Raw genomic sequence first — 2847 nt, forward strand, 5'->3', positions numbered from 1 at the left:
AGGACTTACTTTCTACTGCCTTTTTGATAAAAAGAAAATCACTGCACACAGCCTAGGCAGGCCATCGCGCAGCGATTTTGTTCAACTTGAATTTGATTGATGATTTAAAATACCTTATCATACAAGTCTTTATAGTCAGCCTCTGTTATCTCATTATCATCTAAATAATAAGTCTTTATTCCATCATCTTCCCAGTCCTCCCATCCAAATTTGAATGAGTCTACAACCTCTAAATTGCCATTAAACTTGGTTAATACATATGTACATCTTCCACCGTGAGTTGTATCACTGTGAACAATCCAATATGCTCCATCATACTGAGTGAAAGAACACATTGCTGCTGTTCCTTCCCCTTGAGCAAAACATACTACTTTTCCATCTTTGCAATCAAAGCACATATCGCCATACATTGCATTTTCAAGTATAAATTCAACCTCTCCATCATTGTCTAAATCTACTGGATCAACTTTAGTGACTGCTAAGCTAGCATCAAATTCCTCTTCTGGTGTAGTTTCTTCAAACTGAAAACTAGTGTTATCCATAGTCCAAGTAGTATCGTCATAATATGAACGTGCCTCGGCAGTGATTTTACCATCACAAAATGCCTGAAATAATTCCTCAGGTGACATATCGTTGGTTTGTTCAACAGAACTAATATTGTTTTTACCATTATCTGATGCATTGTTATTAAGAACATACCATGTAGCACATCCACCTAGTAAAATAAGCGCTACAAGTATTGTAATAATTAAAATTATCTTCTTATTTTTTTTCATAATATTTCCTCCTTTCAAATATTGGTAGTGTCAAATTAACTACCCATTTTTAGTTCTAAAACCTTGATTTATCGGGAGTTCAAAATAAAAAGAGCATTGACCTCCCTTTTTGGTATAATGTCAGCGACCAAACTCACAAAATAACCCGGAGACAATGCTCGTGAACATTATACTTTATTTACTTCAAATCATTCAACAACTCTATCAGCAAAACTGCTGGCTGATTAATTTCATCTGCAGATATATACCTCTAAAGCAGTGGGCTTTCGATGATTCTCATTCTCCCAAATATCAAAAGTTCAAAGTCGATGAACTCCCTAAGATTGTCTATTACCATCAGGATTGGGACTGGAAAGATCTCAATAACTACTATGCCCAGCGCTATGGTAAGGCCATCAAACCGATCAAGCGCCGTTCTGAATGCGATATTCCAGAGGACTGTACCTGTCCTTCATGCCATGCCCCACAGCCTTATCTTTACAAGAACAATGGTAAGGCAGGACAGCTCATGTGTAAGATCTGTCAGACTGCTTTCAATCCCGGAGACAACCGCTTTGATAATCAAATGTCTCTAAAGTGCCCTCACTGCCAGCATACCCTTGTTCGGAAGAAAGACCGTAAGCATTTCGTCATCCACAAATGCGTTAATCCCAAGTGTTCCTACTATCTCCACAACCTCAAGAAAGTCGACAAGGAAGATCTTGCTGAAGACCATGGAAAGAACAAATATAAGCTCCACTACATCTACCGCGAATTCACGATAGATTTCTTTAAGATGGACCTAAACTCTCTCCCCAAGAATGCATCGTCGCTTAAGTTCAACAAACACAATGCTTACATCATGTCCCTCTGTCTTACATTCCACGTTAATCTCGGATTGTCTCTACGCAAAACAAGGCAGGCATTATCAGACCTGTATGGTATATCCATATCCCATCAGCAGATAGCGAACTACTGCAAAACGGCAGCCATATGCGTCAAGCCTTTTGTCGATAACTATCCCTACGAGAAAGGTGCTGCTTTTGCTGCCGATGAGACCTACATCAAAGTCCGTGGCATTAAAAGCTATATCTGGCTCATAATTGATGCTGCATCCAGAGCCATCATTGGCTATCAGGTATCTGATAACAGAGGCGTTGGTCCATGCATCCTCGCCATGAGAATGGCCTTAAAAGGTATCACTGAACTTCCCAAGAACTTTAAGTTTATAGCTGATGGTTACAGTGCCTATCCTTTAGCTGCACAGCAGTTTTTCCACGAGTTTGGAGAAAAGCTCAAGTTTGAAATCACTCAGGTAATCGGTCTCCAGAACGAAGACGAAGTATCCAAGGAATACCGTCCTTTCAAGCAGATGATTGAGCGACTTAACCGCACTTATAAAGCCTCATATCGCATTACCAATGGATTCGATAATTACGATGGTGCCAACTATGATCTGACTCTCTGGGTTGCGTATTATAACTTCCTGAGGCCACATAAGCACAATGATTACAGGCCTCCAGTTGTAGATGAGATTCTGTCAAAGGCTGAAAACATGCCCGCTAGGTGGCAGCTGATGATCTACTTCGGTCAGAAGAAGATACTTGAACTTCAGGCTGCCAGCTGATTGTTCTTAGATTCTGAGCCCGAGGTATTAACCTAGCCACCGCTTTAGCGGCTTGCCCTTGATGGCACAAAAAATAACTGCTACACTGCTGCAAACGACGGAGAAAATCTGATTGTTCTTGAGTTCTTCGCCGTCGGTGATTAACCGTCAGCAGTTATTTTTTGTGCTGTCAAGGGTGGCGTCCGGCTACCTCAACCTATATATCTGCAATTTTCAAGGTTCATCTGAGCCTATTTTTTTGACCCAGTTTTTTTCATAGATCATTTGACACTATCCAAATATTTCTTCTCTGCTTTTCATATTCAAACTCCGATTTGTCGTTCTGCATTGTTTTCCGGGAGAACTTGCTAACACTTCAGCCAGACCAATTTCATTTGTCACAAGTAGTTTACTCATGTATTTCCAAAGGAAGCCCGTCCGGGTCACGGAAAAACGTCATTTTTTCACCCGTGAAAGCATCCCGTC

At 40.6% G+C, this 2847-nt stretch carries 2 protein-coding genes; one reads left to right on the top strand and one right to left on the bottom strand.

The features are described from left to right. Positions 1-104: 104 nt before the first annotated feature. The gene (locus G586_RS0116875) at positions 105-776 is read right to left on the bottom strand and encodes a hypothetical protein (RefSeq protein WP_026528646.1); all 672 of its coding nucleotides are present in this window, start codon (positions 774-776) and stop codon (positions 105-107) included. Positions 777-936: 160 nt separating this feature from the next. Between G586_RS0116875 and G586_RS0116880 the strand changes: the two genes are divergently transcribed. After that, complete coding sequence (locus tag G586_RS0116880) at positions 937-2382, top strand: DDE-type integrase/transposase/recombinase (RefSeq protein WP_026528647.1); 1446 nt, start codon at positions 937-939, stop codon at positions 2380-2382. Positions 2383-2847: the final 465 nt, after the last annotated feature.

The sequence above is a fragment of the Butyrivibrio sp. VCD2006 genome (assembly GCF_000423925.1).
Taxonomy (GTDB): domain Bacteria; phylum Bacillota; class Clostridia; order Lachnospirales; family Lachnospiraceae; genus Butyrivibrio.